Source organism: Stenotrophomonas sp. (assembly GCF_035634915.1).
In the GTDB taxonomy this organism is placed as follows: Bacteria; Pseudomonadota; Gammaproteobacteria; order Xanthomonadales; family Xanthomonadaceae; genus Stenotrophomonas.
Genome location: NZ_DASQCB010000024.1, coordinates 38,706 through 55,006, shown reverse-complemented (window position 1 = coordinate 55,006; position 16,301 = coordinate 38,706). Strand labels below are relative to the sequence as shown.

Sequence of the window (16,301 nt, the reverse complement as noted above, 5' to 3'; positions counted from 1 at the left end):
GCGCGGTCAGTTGGCCAGCTGGCAGGTGGCCGGTTTTGCCGAGGTGAACAGGCCCGGGGTCGCCCACTCCGGGTGGTCGATGAACGGGTTGCGGTTGCCCTGGAACGAGTAGATCACGTCATTACGGGCACGCTCGGCATCATCCGGCGGGTCGGACAGGTGCCAGTCGATCAGCGTCGACAACAGGCCCATGTAGGCCGGCGAGCTGCTGGTCTTGACGATCTTGCTGCGGTCGTCGGTCAGTTCCAGGTCCGGTTCGGACTGGCCGGTGGCCGCATCCTTGCCGCCCTCATAGCGGATGGCCATGTACATCACCGCACGTGCCATGTCGCCCTTGCGCTTGCCCCACACCTCGAAGGTGCCCGTGTTGCCGTCGGGGGTGCGCACCCAGTTGGAATTGCCCGGGTAGCCGCCGCTGCCGCCGCCCTGGCCGTTGTTGGCCTCGGTGGCGCGCTCGCCGCAGTTGGCATCGCACTTGCCGAAGGGCTTGTTGCCGCGGTCGGCGTTCCACTGCGCGTCGGTCAGGTACAGCATGTGGGTGTCGGTGTACGGGGCGTACGGCAAGCCCTTGTCGCCGGTGGTGCTGGCAAAGCCCAGCGAGTTCGGCCAGGTGTGCTCGCGGTTGTAGGTCAGGCCGCTGCCCGTGCCCGCCCGGCCGCTCACCTTGGTGTAGCTGTGGTTGCGGTAGGCGTCGAGGATCTTGCCGCTGTTGTTCGGGTCTTCGTCGGCAATTTCCAGGATGGTCCAGGTGCTGGTGCCCGAACCGCTGTACGGGTAGGCGGTGTGGCCCTTGATGGTCTCGTGCAGCGAGCAGCGCAGCTGGCTCGGGCTGGAGGTGTTCACCCTGGAGTAGTAACCCTCCGGTGCGCCGGGAGTGCCGGGGTCCGGATTGCCCGGGTCCGGGTTGCCGGTGGTGCTGGCCACGGTGAAAGCGATGCGGCTGTCGGCGGCCGGGTGCGCGCCCTGGTTGTCGGTGATGCGCGCGGCGCGGATGTCGAAGCGGCACGCCTCACCGGCCACCAGGGCGGTGTTGGTCGACAGCTTCACGGTCCTGCCGCTGCCCGGGAACGTCAGCGGCACGCTGCCGGAGCTGCCGCAGCTCAGGGCGAAGGCGCCGCTGGCCAGGGTCACCGTCTCGCTGAACACCACTTCCAGATCGGCTGCGGCCGGGAAGGTGCTGCTGCCCTGCGCCGGGGTGGTGGTGGTCACCGACGGCGGGGTGTTCGGGCCGCCCGGGGTGCCGCCACCGCCACTGAAGGTCTGGTTGTTGTTGCAGCGGCCGAAGGTCTCGCCGGCCGACTCGGCCCAGGTGAAGTGGGCGTACTGGCTGCCGCTGCCGGTCAGCTGCAGCGAGGTGCCCGGGGCGGTGCTGTTGGTTTCGGCAACCGGAATGTTCTGGCTGGTCATGCCGGCGGCGGGGCCACCGGAGGCGGTGATGGCACCCTCGTAGCTGAGGAACTGGACCACCTTGCCGCTGGCGTCGACCAGGGCGATGCCGTCGTTGGGGCCGTTCTGGAGGCCGTTGGTCGGGTAGGTGACCACGGCAATCGTGGCGCTGCCGCAGCCGGCGGCGCTGCCGGCCGGCACCGGCTTGTTGTCGTAGACCACGGCGGCCGAGGCGTTGGCGCCGTTGTACAGGTACAGGCGGTAGCCGGACAGGTCCTCGCCGGCGGTGGCGACCACTTCAATGGCTTCGCCGACATCACCGGCCGGGGTGCTGTCGTCGTAGTGCAGTTCGTTGATGAAGACCTCGGCCTGGGCCGGCGCGGCGACCAGCGCCAGCAGGCAGGCGGCGGCGAGCGGGGACAGCAATCGCATCGACTACTCCTTGTGATTGGGAATGCCGGGCGAGCCTAAAGCCGAACGGATGACACTTTGTCGTAACTGAACGCCAGATATCTGACACTGCGACGTGCGTCACCAAAAATGCGGGAACGTGCCCGTCCAACCGTCATTTCGCTGCCGCAGCGCGTCGACGAAAAATTTTCCGGGGCAGGGCTTGAAAGGCCTCGGGGCAGCTCCATCTCTGTCCTGCTCCCGACCTGTCGGGCTTTTTCACGCGCAATGCTGGCAGTCGCCTTGGGTGAGTGCTAACATCGCCAGACTTTTTCAGACCAATCAATAACTTAAGAGGTCTCTCATGAGCATCAAGCCGCTGCACGACCGCGTTGTGGTCAAGCCGATCGAAGCCGACGAAATCTCCGCCGGTGGCATCGTCATTCCGGATTCGGCCAAGGAAAAGTCCACCAAGGGTGAAGTCGTGGCCGTCGGCCCGGGCAAGGCCCTGGACAACGGCACCGTGCGCGCTCCGTCGCTGAAGGTTGGCGACAAGGTCATCTACGGCCAGTACGCCGGCAGCTCGTACAAGAGCGAAGGCGTCGAGTACAAGGTCCTGCGCGAAGACGACGTGCTCGCCATCATCGGCTGAGCCTCGGCGCGACCTGCTTTCCTGTAAGACATCCCTATTCGTCGCCGGGCCCGGCCCGGCGCAAACATCGAGGTAATCGCAATGGCTGCCAAGGATATTCGTTTCGGTGAAGACGCCCGTTCGCGCATGGTGCGCGGCGTCAACGTTCTCGCCAATGCCGTCAAGGCCACCCTGGGCCCGAAGGGCCGCAACGTCGTGCTGGAAAAGAGCTTCGGCGCTCCGACCATCACCAAGGACGGCGTGTCCGTCGCCAAGGAAATCGAACTGGCTGACAAGTTCGAGAACATGGGCGCGCAGATGGTGAAGGAAGTCGCTTCCCGCACCAACGACGACGCGGGCGACGGCACCACCACCGCCACCGTGCTGGCCCAGGCCCTGATCCGCGAAGGCGCCAAGGCTGTGGCCGCCGGCATGAACCCGATGGACCTGAAGCGCGGTATCGACAAGGCCGTCGTGGCCGCCGTTGCCGAACTGAAGAACATCTCCAAGCCGACCGCCGACGACAAGGCGATTGCCCAGGTCGGTACCATCTCGGCCAACTCGGACGAGTCGATCGGCCAGATCATCGCTGACGCGATGAAGGAAGTCGGCAAGGAAGGCGTGATCACCGTTGAAGAAGGCTCGGGCCTGGACAACGAGCTGGACGTGGTCAAGGGCATGCAGTTCGACCGCGGCTACCTGTCCCCGTACTTCATCAACAACCAGCAGTCGCAGACCGCTGACCTGGATGACCCGTTCATCCTGCTGCACGACAAGAAGATCTCCAACGTCCGTGACCTGCTGCCGGTGCTGGAAGGCGTCGCCAAGGCCGGCAAGCCGCTGCTGATCGTCGCCGAAGAAGTCGAAGGCGAAGCGTTGGCTACCCTGGTCGTCAACACCATCCGTGGCATCGTCAAGGTCGTGGCCGTCAAGGCTCCGGGCTTCGGCGACCGTCGCAAGGCGATGCTGGAAGACATGGCCGTGCTGACCGGCGGCACCGTGATCTCCGAAGAAGTGGGCCTGTCGCTGGAAAAGGCCACCATCAAGGACCTCGGCCGCGCCAAGAAGGTGCAGGTTTCCAAGGAAAACACCACCATCATCGATGGCGTGGGTGACAAGGCTGCCGTCGACGCACGCGTCGGCCAGATCAAGACCCAGATCCAGGACACCTCCTCCGATTACGACCGCGAGAAGCTGCAGGAACGCGTGGCCAAGCTGGCCGGCGGCGTTGCCGTGATCAAGGTCGGCGCTTCGACCGAAATCGAAATGAAGGAAAAGAAGGATCGCGTCGACGACGCCCTGCACGCTACCCGTGCAGCCGTTGAAGAAGGCGTGGTCCCGGGCGGCGGCGTTGCCCTGGTCCGTGCGGTCACCTCGCTGGCTGGCCTGAAGGGCGCCAACGAAGACCAGAACCACGGCATCCAGATCGCCCTGCGTGCGATGGAAGCCCCGCTGCGCGAAATCGTGGCCAACGCCGGTGAAGAACCGTCGGTCATCATCAACAAGGTCAAGGAAGGCACCGGCAGCTTCGGCTACAACGCCGCTACCGGCGAGTTCGGCGACATGCTGCAGTTCGGCATCCTGGACCCGACCAAGGTGACCCGTTCGGCGCTGCAGAACGCTGCCTCGATTGCTGGCCTGATGATCACCACCGAAGCCATGGTTGCCGAAGCTCCGAAGAAGGACGAGCCGGCCATGGGTGGCGCCGGTGGCATGGGCGGCATGGGTGGCATGGGCGGCATGGACTTCTAAGTCCCCGCGCTACCGATGCAATGAAGAACCCCGCCGAAAGGCGGGGTTTTTTTGTGGGTGCGGATCGCGCGATACGTGGACGAAACCGCGCGACGCATCCCACAGTAGATCCACGCCATGCGTGGATGAACCGCGCGCGGCCTCAACCGCGCAACGCGCGCCGATCCAACCAGACCTTGGCGATGAAAAACGTCGGCACACCGCCATACAGCAGCCCCTTCACCCAAGGCAGACCCGACTGGTAGGCAATCAACGCCCCCGCCGCCATCCCAACCATCCCGATGGCCACGGCTTTGCGCTGCCGCTGCAACTGCTGCATCTCCTCCTGCTGGCGTGCGGCAATCTCGGCACGCCGGTCGTCGGGCTGCATCACGGCGGTGGCAATGGCTTCAGCTTGCGAAGGGGTCATGCGACGGTCCAGAAAGACGAGTGTCTGGTTCTTATACTGCGCCGCCCGCCAAGGTCGCGTAAATCCCGCGCCGCCCGGATCCGGCGCCCAGTAGATCCACGCCATGCGTGGATGAAGCACTACCGGCTTGGAATCCGCCTCCCTCCAATTTATGATTAGCCGCCTAATCACATCGGTGGCCGCAATGCTGGAAGCAAAACACACCGCCCTCATCGACGAAGCCGCCCGTCGCGGCCACGCCAACCTGGCGCAGCTGCGCCTGTGCTTCCAGCTGCTTTCCCTCTCCACCGCCATCGACCGCGACTGCGCCTCACGTCTCGCACCGCATGGTCTCAGCGAAGGCCGCTTCATCGTGCTGTTCCTGCTGCATGGCGCCGGCGGCACACTGCCCCCGCACGAGCTGGCCGAACGCGCAGGCGTCACCCGCGCCACCATCAGTGGTCTGCTGGACGGGCTGCAGCGTGAGGATCTGCTGCAGCGCAGGCACGATGCCGAAGACGGCCGCCGCCTGCAGATCGTGCTGACCGCACGCGGCAAGCGCTTGGCCGAGGAACTGTTCAACCAGCACACGCAGTGGATCGGTGGACTGTTCAATGGCCTGGATGCCAGTGAGCAGGCGCAGCTCTCGAAGCTGCTGACCAAGGTCTGGCAGCACACCGACAGCGGCCAAGACGCGACGCCGTGAGTCAGGCCATCAGCGCGGCGCGGAAGCACGAACTCGACACCGGCCTGGTCGCCAGCACGCATCTGGCCGAGTGCCTTGCGGTGGACTTCGCAACCTTGCTGCAGACGGTTGCGACGCTGCCAGAGGCCGCCGTGCAGCGCATGCGCGATGCCGCCAGCAAGGGCATCACCCAGCGCATGGCCCTGGCGGCAACACTGCTGCGCGAAGCGGGGCAGGGCGATGTCATCCACTGGCAGCCGCATCCCTCAGACACCGTGCGCGGTTGGGCCTGTTACCTCATCGGTAGTGATGCCACGTTGGGCCTTACCGAGAAGCTGCAGGCGATGCAGCCACTGGCCGATGACGCGCACTTCGGCGTGCGCGAATGGGCATGGCTGGCGGTACGCGCCGACCTCGTAGCCGCGCCGCTGCAGGCGCTGACGCTGCTGCTGCCTTGGATAGACGCAGCCTCGCCCTACCTTCGTCGCTTCGCCTGCGAAGCACTGCGCCCGCGCGGTGTGTGGGCCACCCACATCGCGCTCTTCAAACAACAACCGCAGCACGCACTTCCGCTGCTGGACGCCCTGGCCAACGACCCCGAACGTTACGTGCAGGACTCTGTGGGCAACTGGCTCAACGATGCCAGCAAGACACAACCCGAGTGGGTGCGCGATCTCTGCGCGCGCTGGCAACACGAACACAGCAGCGCAGCAAACGCGTACATCCGCAAGCGCGCCCAACGCTCGCTCAGCACGCCCAGGTAGATCCACGCCATGCGTGGATGAAGCCTCCCACGCAACAAGGCAGCGCCGGGCCATGCCCGGCGGCTCCCCAGTCTTCCGCCAATGCCTGGCTACCGCGGCCTCACCCGCTCTGCCGCATGCGTACCCAGTTCCAGACAGGCCATCATCAGCCCCTCCATCACGCGTGGACCAACGTCATGTTCGTGCCCGCCATGCTGGCGGCTGCGCTCTGCGGCCAGCAGCATTTCGTGCAGGATGCGCAGCCCGGCCAGCGCACAATCGCCATCGGCCAGCTGGATGCGGCGGCCGATAGGCAGATTGGGTTCGGGCCATGGGCGGTCATCACTGCCACACCCGGCACCGATGCGCTGCAGAGTGGCGATGAAGCTATAGGGATCGGGCGCGGCGTCGTCGGCGTTGGCCGGCTCGCCGTGGTTGCGGCCCGGGAAGGGGACGTGTCTTGCGTTCATGGCGTGTGCTCCGTACAGAGAAGACGGCAGCGCCACCGGAATAGGTGGCGGACGGTACGTGTCTGGAAGCCGGGAAACAGAAGTAAACCGGTGGACCCTAGGGTCCCCACGCACCGCCCGCCATGGACCGCGGACGATATGCCAGCCGGCGCCGCAACACCCGGCGCCGGCTGGCAATCGTTCCTTCTGTTGCACGGGCTTCCAGACCCGGCCACCCTTTTTCGGTGGCAATCCATCTAGTGCACATGCTCGCGCAGAACACGAAGGGCGACTGCGACATTCAAAAAGCGCCGCGAATTATTGCATACGCCCAACGCCTGCGAAGCCCGTGTTCTGCCAACTGTTTGCCGCCGTTGAACTTCGCCTCCGACAACTCACGGGCGCGTCACCTGCCATGCGATGACGCGGTTCAATCGCGACAACGCAACTACATTGCCCTGATTGAATTACCTGCAGGTGGAAGTCCCGAATACTTGCACCGGCTGCCACTCAACGTTGACGCTCTTTTCGTACGGCTGCTGGAAGTACCCGCGCCGGGCCGTTTCACGCCGGCACATGCGTCTGTCACCGATTCCGGGTAAACATGACGACTGCCCATGTCCACCCGCAGGGAAGTCGATCATGCAGAGCAAGCTCCAGGTCACGCTGTACGGAAGCCTTGGCGACAGCCCGGCGTTGCAGCTGCCCGGGTTGGAAGGGCCGTCGGTCGCCATCCTGGAATCCACCCTGCGGCAGCTCGTCTCCGATCTCTACACCGCCCGATCCCTGCTCAACCCCGAGCAGCTGGACGAGGCGCAGAAGGAACTGGACCGCGTGGTGGAGCGCTGGGTGGACATCCACGAAGGCCTGCTGCTGGATGTGGAAGTGCACGGCAAACGCTGAGGCGCGCCTGCCTGAACAGCTCCCGCAGTTGCCGATGAAACATTTTGCACTGCGCAGAAGCTGTGCTATCAATACACCCCATGAACGCCGTCCACGCCAACTTTTATTGGTATTACTTTCCGAAGCCCACGGCGGAGGAAGGACTGCGCTCACCCTGAAGAAACCTTCAGACGCATTCCCGAAAGCCGCCAGCGAACCTGGCGGCTTTTTTCATGTCGCCACGCTGGGGACCCCCAACGTTCCGGAGAACCCCCGCAATGCCCCCGCACACCGACGACCTTCGTATCCGCACCATCGAACCGCTGACACCGCCCGCCCAGCTGCTGGCGATGCTGCCCTGCGACGATGAAGCCTCTGACACCGTCAGCGCCTCGCGCGCGGCCCTGCACGAGATCCTGCACGGCCGTGACGACCGCCTGGCCGTGGTGGTGGGCCCGTGCTCGATCCACGACCCGCACGCCGCCATCGAATACGCCCAGCGCCTGAAGCCCCTGCGCGATGCGCTGGCCGGCGAACTGGAAATCGTCATGCGCGTGTACTTCGAAAAGCCGCGCACCACGGTGGGCTGGAAGGGCCTGATCAACGATCCGGACCTGGACGGCAGCTTCAAGATCGACAAGGGCCTGCGCATTGCCCGCGGCCTGCTGCGTGACATCAACAAGCTGGGCCTGCCGGCCGGCGTCGAGTTCCTCGATGTGATCTCGCCGCAGTACATCGCTGATCTGGTTGCCTGGGGCGCGATTGGCGCGCGTACCACCGAAAGCCAGGTGCACCGCGAACTGGCCTCGGGCCTGTCGTGCCCGGTCGGCTTCAAGAACGGCACCGATGGCAACGTCAAGATCGCCGCCGATGCAGTGGGTGCAGCGTCCAACCCGCACCACTTCCTGTCGGTGACCAAGCAGGGCGGCACGGCCATCGTGTCCACCACCGGCAACCCGGATTGCCATGTGATCCTGCGCGGCGGCAAGCAGCCGAACTACGATGCGGCCAGCGTCGCCGACGCCTGCCAGGCGCTGGCCAAGGCCAAGCTGCCGACGCGCCTGATGATCGATGCCAGCCACGCCAACAGCCTGAAGAACCCGGAAAACCAGCCGAAGGTGATCGAGGACATCGCCACCCAGCTGGAAGACGGCGAACAGCGCATCGTCGGCGTGATGGTGGAAAGCCATCTGGTCGGCGGCCGCCAGGAACTGGTGGAAGGCCAGCCGCTGGTCTACGGCCAGAGCATCACCGATGGCTGCATTGATTGGGACACCACCGTGCAGGTGCTGCAGCGCCTGGCCGCTGCGGTGCGCGCCCGCCGTGAAGTAAAGGTGTCTGAAGCCGCCTGAGTGCGGCACGTGTGTGGATGGCGGCCAGCGCCTGCGGGGGTGCGGCCGCGATCAGGGTCGGTCGGAGTTGGAGACCGACCCGTCCGCACCGGCGATGCGCCTGGCGCTGCGTAAGCGCGACAGCGCCAGGTACATCGCCGGGGTGGAGTGAACCGTAGATCCACGCCATGCGTGGATGATTGCCCCGCCCGCATTCACCGCTTCGCGCGCACCCTCGCCAACGCCAGGTACATCGCCGGCGTCGTGTACAGCGTCAGCCACTGGCTGACCAGCAACCCGCCCACAATCGCGATGCCCAGCGGCTGCCGCAGCTCCCAGCCTTCGCCGTTGGCCAGCATCAGCGGCAGCGTGCCCAGCAGCGCCGCCAGCGACGTCATCAGGATCGGCCGCAGGCGAAGCCGCGCCGCGTCCATCACTGCCTCCTGCGCGCTCAAGCCTCGCCGCTCGCCGGCAAGGGCGAAATCCACCAGCAGGATGGTGTTCTTCATCACCACGCCCACCAGCAGGAACAACCCCAGCAACGCGATCAGGTTCAGTTCGTTGCCGAACACCCACAGCGCCAGCAGCGCGCCGATGCCGGCCGAGGGCAGGGTGGACAGGATCACCAGCGGCTGCAGGAAGCTTTCGTACAGGATGCCCAGCACCAGGTAGACCGCCAGCGTCGCGCCCAGCACCAGCCACAGCTGGCGCGAACGCAGGCTGTCCAGGCCGCCGGCTTCACCGGACAGCTTGGCCTGCACCGTGCGCGGCAGCATCAGCTTGGCCATCGCGGCGTTGATCGCCTGCGTGGCCTGTTCCAGGCCCACGCCAGGTGCCAGTGCGAATTCGATCCAGATCGAGGCGAACTGTTCGCTGTGGTAGATGCGGTCCGGTGCCATGCCATAGCGCCAGCTGGCGATGGTCGACAGCGGAATGCGCTGGCCATTTCCATCGATCACCTGCAGGCGCGCCAGCGTGCCCGGGTCCTGGGTGTGCTTCGGGTCCAGCTCCATCACCACGCGGTACTGGTTGAGGCTGTCGTACAGGGTGGCAACCTGGCGCTGGCTGTAGGAATTGTTGAGCATGTTGGCCACGGTCTTCAGGTCCACGCCATGGCGCGCGGCGGCCTCGCGGTCGATGTCCAGCACCACCTGGCGCATGCCGGCCTCGCCCTGTGCTTCCACGTCCACCAGCTCGGGCAGGGCGCGCAGCGCTGCGCCGACTTTCGGGGCCCACTCGCGCAGCGGCGCCATGTCCGCCGACAGCAGCTGGAACTCGTACTGGCCGCTGCTGCCGCCGCCTTCCAGGCGGATGTCCTGGTCGACCCACAGGTACAGGTTGCCGCCGGGCAGCGTGGGCAGGCGCGCGCGCAGGCGATCGATCACCTCCTGGCTGGACACCTTGCGCTCGGCCAGCGGCTTCATCTTGATCATGATGAAGGCGTTGTTGACCCCGTTGCTGCCGCCGATATAGCCGATGATGTCCTCGATGGCCGGGTCGGACAGCAGCAGCTTGCGGTAGGCATCGATCTTCGGCTGCATGGCCTGGAACGAGAGGCCATCGTCGCCACGGGCGAAGCCGCGCAGCTGTGCGGTGTCCTGCTTGGGCACCACGCCCTTGGGCACCTGCTGGAACAGCCAGGCGTTGAGCGCGATGACCGCCACGAAGGCCAGCAGCGGCCAGCGCAGTCGGTGCAGGCTGGCCCGCAGCGTGCGCAGGTAGGCCGCGCGCACGCGCTCGAACAGCGCGTTGCTGCCGCGCTGCCAGCGCGAGGCGTGCTGCGCGTCATCGACGAACAGGCGCGCGCACAGCATCGGCACCAGGCTCAGTGCAACGACCACCGACACGCTCATCGCCGCCACCAGGGTCAGCGAGAATTCGCGGAAAAGGCGCTCGACGAAGTCATCCAGGAACAGGATGGAGACGAATACCACCGCCAGCGCCACGTTCATCGACAGCAGGGTGGCGCCCACTTCGGCCGCGCCGCGCACCGCGGCCTGCCAGCGGTCGGCACCGAGTTCGCGATGGCGGGCGATGTTTTCCAGCACCACGATGGCATCGTCCACCACCAGCACCGCGGCCACGATCAGCGCCATCAGCGAAAGCGTGTTGAGCGAGAAGCCCATCAACGCCACCAGCGCCAGCGTGCCGAACAGCACCACCGGGATGGCCACGCTGGGCACCAGCGCCGCGCGCCAGTGGCCGAGGAAGCCGAGCACCACCAGCACCACCAGGGCGATGGCCAGCACCAGGGTCAGTTCGGCTTCGTGCAGGGTCGCGCGGATGACCGGCGAGCGGTCCATCACCAGGCGCATGTCGACGTTGGACGGCAGCAGCGCGTGCAGCTGCGGCAGCTGCGCCTGGATGGCATCGACGGTGGCGATGATGTTCGCGCCGGGCTGGCGGCTGACGATCAGCAGCACCGCCGGGCGCTCGTTGTGGAAGCCGCTGGCGTAGCGGTCTTCCACGCCATCGGCCACCACCGCCACATCGCCCAGGCGCAGCGTGCGGTCGTCGCTCACTTTCAGCGCCAGCGCCCGGTACTGCGCGGCCTGGCGCAGCTGCAGCGGCGCTTCCAGCTGCCACTGCTGGCGGTCGTCGCCCACCGCACCCAGCGGGCGCACCGCGTTGGCGCGGCTGATCACCTGGGCCACATCTTCCAGTGCCAGGCCGGCGTGGTTCAGCGCGTTCGGGTCCAGCGATACGCGTACGGCCGGCAGCGCACTGCCGCCCACCTGCACTTCGCCCACGCCCGGCACCTGCGACAGCTTCTGTGCCAGCACGGTGGAGGCCAGGTCGTACAGCTGGCCCGGTGGCAGCGTGTCCGAGGTCAGCGCCAGCGCCAGGATCGGCGCCTGCGAGGGGTTCACCTTGCGGTACTGCGGCATGCCCGGCATGCCGCTGGGCAGCTGCCCACGTGCGAGATTGATCGCCGCCTGTACCTCGCGCGCGGCCTCGTCGATATCGCGGCCGAGCACGAACTTCAGCTCCACCGAGGTCTGGCCCTGGGTGCTGGCCGAATCGATGCGCGAGATGCCGGGCAGGCTGCCGAGGGCGCGTTCCAGCGGTGTGGCCACGGTGGCGGCCATCGACTCAGGCGAGGCACCGGGCAGGCTGGCGCTCACTTCGATGGCCGGGTAATCCACCTGCGGCAGCGGTGCCACCGGCAGCAGGCGCAGCGCCAGCAGGCCGGCCAGCACCAGCGCCACCGCCAGCAGGATGGTCGCTACCGGTCGCTGCACGCAGGCCTGGGCCAGGCGTGCGATGGGGCTCATGCGCGCGCCTCTTCAGGCGTGGCGAGGGTGGCCGAGCGCCGGCGCTGCAGGCGGTCGAAGGCCAGGTAGATCACCGGCGTGGTGAACAGGGTCAGCACCTGGCTGACCAGCAGGCCACCGACCATCACCCAGCCCAGCGGCTGCCGCAGTTCCGCGCCCGAACCACTGGCCAGCATCAGCGGCACCGCGCCGAACAGCGCGGCCAGCGTGGTCATCAGGATCGGACGGAAGCGCAGCAGCGCCGCCTGGTGGATCGCCTCGCGCGGGGTCATGCCTCGCGTGCGCTGCGCGTCCAGCGCGAAGTCGATCATCATGATCGCGTTCTTCTTGACCAAGCCGATCAGCAGCACGATGCCGATCACCGCGATCAGGTCCAGGCTGCGCCCGCTGACCCACAGCGCGGCCAGCGCACCCACCGTGGCCGAGGGGAGGGTGGAGAGGATGGTGATCGGGTGCACGAAGCTCTCGTAGAGCACGCCCAGCACGATGTACATCACCACCACGGCGGCCAGGATCAGCCACAGCGTGGACGACAGCGAACTGCTGAACGCCGCTGCCGCACCCTGCAGGCGCAGTTCGATGCTTTCGGGCAGGGCGATCTGCGTGCGCGCCGCTTCCACGGCGGCGGTGGCTTCGCCCAGCGAGGCCCCCGGTGCAAGGTTGAACGACAGCGTGGCGGCCGGGAACTGGCCGACATGGTTGCGCAGCAGGGCTGCCGGCCCCAGTTCCACCCGCGCCACCGCACCCAGCGGCACGGTCTGACCATCGCTGTTGCGCACGCGCAGGCCGCTGATGGCATCGGGCCCAAGCTGGCGCGACGGATCGGCTTCCAGCACCACGCGGTATTGGCTGGCCTGGGTGAAGATGGTGGAGATCTGCCGCTGCCCGTAGGCGTCGTACAGCGCATCGGCCACGGCTTCCACGCTGACATTCAGGCGTGCGGCGGCATCGCGGTCGATGTTCACCCGCGCCTGCCGGCCCTGCATCTGCAGGTCGCTGGCCACATCGCGCAGCGCCGGCTGCTGGCGCAGCGCCTGCAGCAGCTTCGGCGTCCACGTTTCCAGCGTCTGCTGTTCCGGCGTGGTCAGGGTGAACTGGTACTGGTTGCGGCTGATGCGGTCCTCGATGCCCAGCTCCTGCACCGGCTGCAGGTACAGGGTGATGCCGGGAATCTTCGATACGCGCTGCTGCAGCCGTTCCATCACGACGGCGGCGCCGTCGCGGTCGCCATGCGGCTTCAGCTCGATCAGCAGGCGGCCGGTGTTGAGCGTGGCGTTGTTGCCGTCCACGCCGATGTAGGACGACACGCTGGCCACCGCCTCGTCGGCTTCGATGGCCGCCGCCAGCGCCTGCTGGCGCTCGCGCATGGCCTGGAACGAGATCGCCTGCGGGGCCTCGCTGATGCCCTGCACCAGGCCGGCATCCTGCACCGGGAAGAAGCCCTTGGGCACGGCGAAGTACAGCGCCACGGTCAGCGCCAGCGTGGCGACGGTGGCCAGCAGCATCAGCGGCTGGCGCTGCAGCACCCACTGCAGCTGGCGGTCGTAGACGGCGATGATGCGGTCGAAGGCATCGGGTGCGTGCGCGGTCTTCGCATGCGGCTTCAGGAAGCGCGCACACAGCATCGGCGTCAGCGTGAGCGACACCAGCAGTGAAATACCGATCGCCACCGCCAGCGTCACCGCGAACTCATGGAACAGCGCGCCCACCAGGTCGGCCATGAACAGCAGCGGGATCAGCACCGCGATCAGCGAAACAGTGAGCGAGACCAGGGTGAAGCCGATCTCGGCCGCGCCCTTCAGCGCCGCCTCGCGCGGGCTCTCGCCTTCTTCCAGATGGCGGGCGATGTTCTCCAGCATCACGATGGCATCGTCCACCACGAAGCCGGTGGCGATGGTCAGCGCCATCAGCGTGAGGTTGTTGAGCGAATAGCCGGCCAGCAGCATCACTGCGAACGTGCCGATCAGCGACAGCGGCACCGCCACGCTGGGAATGAGCGTGGCCGGGAGGTTGCGCAGGAATACCCAGGTGACCAGCACCACCAGGCCGATGGCCAGCACCAGTTCCTTCTGCACGCCGCGCACGGAGGCGCGGATCGATTCGGTGCGGTCGCTCAGCACGGTCATCTGCACGCCGGCCGGCAGCGTGGCCTGCAGCTGCGGCAGCAGCGTGCGAACCTGCTCGACCACCGCAATCACGTTCGCACCGGGCTGGCGCTGGATGTTCACCAGCACCGCAGGCGTGGTGCCGCTCCAGGCGGCCAGCTGGCGGTTCTCGGCGCCATCGGTGATGGTGGCCACGTCGCCCAGGCGCAGCGGCGCGCCTTCGCGCCAGGCCAGCACCAGGGCGCGGTACTCATCGACGCTGCGCATCTGATCGTTGGCATCGAGCATCACCGCGCGGATCGGGCCGTCGAAACTGCCCTTGGGCAGGTTGACGTTGGCCGCAGCGATCGCGGTGCGGATGTGGTCCATGCCCAGGCCGTTGGCGGCCAGCGCAGCGGGATTCACCTGGATGCGCACGGCGGGGCGCTGGCCACCGGCCAGACTGACCAGACCCACGCCCGGCAGCTGTGCCAGGCGCTGCGCGATGCGCGTGTCCACCAGGTCGTGTACCTGCGGCAGCGCCAGCGCCTGCGAGGTCACCGCCAGGGTGAGAATGGGCGTATCAGCCGGGTTGACCTTGCGGTACACCGGCGGCACCGGCAGATCGCCGGGCAGGAAGCTGCCGGCGGCGTTGATCGCCGCCTGCACGTCCTGTTCGGCCACGCCCAGCGACACGTCCAGGCCGAACTGCAGGGTGATGACCGAGGCACCGCCGGAACTGGTGGACGACAGCTGCTTCAGGCCGGGAATCTGTCCGAGCTGGCGTTCCAGTGGCGCGGTGATGGTGCGCGTGGTCAGCTCGGGGCTGGCGCCGGGGTACAGCGTGGTGATCTGGATGATCGGGTAATCGACCTGCGGCAGCGCCGCCACCGGCAGCAGGCGGTAAGCCAGCACGCCCGACAGCAGCAGCGCCACCATCAGCAGGGTCGTTGCGACCGGGCGCAGGATGAACGGGCGCGACAGGTTCATGCGCCGGCCTTGGCCGCCTTCGCTGCAGCAGCGGGCTGTTCGGCCACGATCTCCACCGCGGTGCCATCTTCCAGGCCGTCGATGCCTTCGATCACCACCTGGTCGCCGGCCTGCAGCCCGGAGCGCACGGCCACGCGGCCCTCATCGGCCGGGCCCAGCACCACGCTGCGGCGCTGCGCCTTGTTGTCCTTGTCGACGATGTGCACGTAGTTGCCCTGGCTGCCGAACTGCACGGCGGCATCGGGAATCAGCAGCGCCGGGTGTTCGCCCAGCTGCAGGCGCACGTTGACGAACTGGTTGGGGAACAGCGCCAGGCCCGCATTGTCGAACTGCGCGCGCAGTTTCAGCGTGCCGGTGGCGGTGTCGATGCGGTTGTCGACGCTGGACAGCGTGCCCTGCGCCAGCGCCTTGCTTTCGCCACGGTCCCAGGCTTCCACGGGCAGGCCGGCCTGGGCCTGCACGGCATCCAGCAGGGCCGGCAGTTCCGGTTCGGGCACGGTGAACAGCACGCTGATCGGCGCGGTCTGCGCCAGCGTTACCAGGCCTTCGGTATCGCTGGCGTGCACCAGGTTGCCGACATCGAGGCGGCGCAGGCCGACGCGGCCGCTGACCGGCGCGGTGATGCGGGTGTACTGCAGCTGCAGGCGCGCTTCGTCCACCGAGGCCTGGTCGCTGATGCGGCGGCCCTGCAGCTGCCGCACCTTGCTCTGCTGGTCGCTCAGTTCCTGCCCGGACACGTAGTTCTGCTTCTGCAGTTCGCGGTAGCGCTGCAGCTGGCGCTCGGCGTTCTCGAGTTCGGCCAGGTTCTGCTGCTGGGTGCCCTGCGCCTGCGCCAGCTTCACTTCATATGGGCGCGGGTCGATCTGCGCGAGCAGGTCGCCGGCCTTCACCTGCTGGCCTTCCTGGAAGTGCAGGCGCAGCAGCTCGCCATCGACGCGGCTGCGCACCACCACGCTGTGCAGCGGGGTCACCGTGCCGACGGCCTTCAGGCGCAGCTGCAGCGGTTCGGCACTGGCGCGGGCCACGCGCACCGGCACGGTCTTGCCCGGGCCGGCGTCCGCGGTTGCCTCGGCGCGCGGCCACGCCCACCAGGCCACCAGGCCGGCGACGATGACGACGGCAGGAATCGCCCACCCGCGGCGGGAACGGGGCGGGGTGCTACGGGACGGCTCAACAGCGGACATGGGGCATCCTGCGCCCTGCGCACGCGCAGGGACATGTACGCCCGGTCGCGCATCATGCGCAGCGGGCAACGGGGGAGGGGAGTTGTCTGGCGGGGCCGCGAGCGCGGCGTGGCTGGATGCCGTCGCGCGGG

General features: G+C 67.3%; 12 protein-coding genes. 6 read left to right on the top strand and 6 right to left on the bottom strand.

Features of this window, described 5'->3' with window-relative positions; translation table 11 throughout:
- Nucleotides 1-6 precede the first annotated feature (6 nt).
- Nucleotides 7-1,818, bottom strand: coding sequence for an endonuclease (locus VER16_RS18765; protein ID WP_324810716.1), 1,812 nt, complete (start codon nt 1,816-1,818; stop codon nt 7-9).
- A 322-nt stretch (nt 1,819-2,140) separates the two neighbouring features.
- Between VER16_RS18765 and VER16_RS18760 the strand changes: the two genes are divergently transcribed.
- Both VER16_RS18760 and groL read left to right on the top strand, forming a co-directional pair.
- Complete coding sequence (locus VER16_RS18760) at nt 2,141-2,428, top strand: co-chaperone GroES (RefSeq protein WP_079223700.1); 288 nt, start codon at nt 2,141-2,143, stop codon at nt 2,426-2,428.
- A gap of 81 nt (nt 2,429-2,509) precedes the next feature.
- Nucleotides 2,510-4,159 carry a chaperonin GroEL gene (groL, locus tag VER16_RS18755; RefSeq protein WP_006473018.1) on the top strand — a complete coding sequence of 550 codons (1,650 nt, stop codon included), beginning with the start codon at nt 2,510-2,512 and terminating at the stop codon, nt 4,157-4,159.
- Nucleotides 4,160-4,301: 142 nt separating this feature from the next.
- Here groL and VER16_RS18750 read toward each other — a convergent pair whose 3' ends face one another.
- Nucleotides 4,302-4,673: a hypothetical protein gene (locus VER16_RS18750; RefSeq protein WP_324810714.1), complete on the bottom strand. Its 372-nt coding sequence runs from the start codon at nt 4,671-4,673 to the stop codon at nt 4,302-4,304.
- A 79-nt stretch (nt 4,674-4,752) separates the two neighbouring features.
- On the opposite strand from VER16_RS18750, the gene VER16_RS18745 reads away from it, so the two are divergent.
- Complete coding sequence (locus VER16_RS18745) at nt 4,753-5,253, top strand: MarR family transcriptional regulator (protein WP_324810712.1); 501 nt, start codon at nt 4,753-4,755, stop codon at nt 5,251-5,253.
- Complete coding sequence (locus tag VER16_RS18740; RefSeq protein WP_324810710.1) at nt 5,250-5,996, top strand: DNA alkylation repair protein; 747 nt, start codon at nt 5,250-5,252, stop codon at nt 5,994-5,996. Before VER16_RS18745 ends, VER16_RS18740 begins: the two co-directional genes overlap by 4 nt.
- 89 nt (nt 5,997-6,085) lie before the next feature.
- Here the strand turns inward: VER16_RS18740 and VER16_RS18735 are convergent, their stop codons facing one another.
- Nucleotides 6,086-6,445, bottom strand: coding sequence for a hypothetical protein (locus VER16_RS18735; RefSeq protein WP_324810708.1), 360 nt, complete (start codon nt 6,443-6,445; stop codon nt 6,086-6,088).
- A gap of 621 nt (nt 6,446-7,066) precedes the next feature.
- On the opposite strand from VER16_RS18735, the gene VER16_RS18730 reads away from it, so the two are divergent.
- Nucleotides 7,067-7,327, top strand: a complete 261-nt coding sequence (locus VER16_RS18730; protein ID WP_324810706.1) for a hypothetical protein — start codon at nt 7,067-7,069, stop codon at nt 7,325-7,327.
- Between the two features lie 257 nt (nt 7,328-7,584).
- Nucleotides 7,585-8,658, top strand: a complete 1,074-nt coding sequence (locus tag VER16_RS18725) for a 3-deoxy-7-phosphoheptulonate synthase (RefSeq protein ID WP_324810704.1) — start codon at nt 7,585-7,587, stop codon at nt 8,656-8,658.
- Nucleotides 8,659-8,852: 194 nt separating this feature from the next.
- On the opposite strand, the gene VER16_RS18720 is transcribed toward VER16_RS18725, so the two are convergent.
- The 3 genes from VER16_RS18720 to VER16_RS18710 are packed head-to-tail and all read right to left on the bottom strand — an operon-like array spanning nt 8,853 to nt 16,170.
- Complete coding sequence (locus VER16_RS18720; protein WP_324810702.1) at nt 8,853-11,912, bottom strand: efflux RND transporter permease subunit; 3,060 nt, start codon at nt 11,910-11,912, stop codon at nt 8,853-8,855.
- The gene (locus VER16_RS18715) at nt 11,909-14,986 is read right to left on the bottom strand and encodes a multidrug efflux RND transporter permease subunit (protein WP_324810700.1); all 3,078 of its coding nucleotides are present in this window, start codon (nt 14,984-14,986) and stop codon (nt 11,909-11,911) included. The genes VER16_RS18720 and VER16_RS18715 overlap by 4 nt, the downstream gene beginning before the upstream one ends.
- Complete coding sequence (locus tag VER16_RS18710; RefSeq protein WP_324810698.1) at nt 14,983-16,170, bottom strand: MdtA/MuxA family multidrug efflux RND transporter periplasmic adaptor subunit; 1,188 nt, start codon at nt 16,168-16,170, stop codon at nt 14,983-14,985. Before VER16_RS18710 ends, VER16_RS18715 begins: the two co-directional genes overlap by 4 nt.
- Nucleotides 16,171-16,301 lie beyond the last annotated feature (131 nt).